General features: G+C 61.0%; 1 pseudogene. It reads right to left on the bottom strand.

The features are described 5' to 3' along the window. Window positions 1-544: pseudogene (locus tag E0F99_RS29900) on the bottom strand (type IV secretion protein Rhs); the annotation flags it as partial.

Genomic DNA, 544 nt, shown 5'->3' with positions numbered 1-544 from the left:
CCGCGTGGGCGTGAAGGCGGTTTTGTTCGTCGTAGTCGTAATGGCTGAGCAGTTCGCCTTGCTGGCGCTGGCGTTCGCGGCCGGTGTTGAACAGGTGAGAGGTTAGGGTTTTACCATTCAGCTCGACGGTGGCGAGGTGGCCGCTTTTGTCGTGGTTGAAGGTGAGACGATTGTTGTCCGGCAGGCGCAGGTTTTTCAGCTGGCCGCAGGTGTCGTAGCCGTAGCGCAAGGTGCCCCAGCCTTGGTGTTCGGCGGTGAGGCGGTTTTGGGCGTCGTATTCGTAGGCCAGCGCCCAGTGGCCGTCGTCGACGCTGAGGAGGTTGCCTTGGCGGTCGTAGGCATAGTCAACAACACTGCCGTCGGGCAGGGTTTTTCGTACGAGGCGGCCGGCCGCGTCTCGCTCGTAACGGGTAACGAGCTGACTGCCATCGTCGCCGTGTTCGGTTTTCTCCAGCAGGTTGCTGTTGAGGTCATAGACGTAGGCCGTGCGCTGCCCGTCAAAGCCTATTTCCTGCTGGATCAGCCCGTTGGGGTGGTAATCAAG

Origin of the sequence: Pseudomonas antarctica (genome assembly GCF_900624995.1) — a bacterium.
GTDB classification, from domain to species: Bacteria; Pseudomonadota; Gammaproteobacteria; order Pseudomonadales; family Pseudomonadaceae; genus Aquipseudomonas; species Aquipseudomonas antarctica.
Note: the sequence above shows the minus strand (reverse complement) of the source record. Positions and strands in the feature narration are given on the sequence as shown.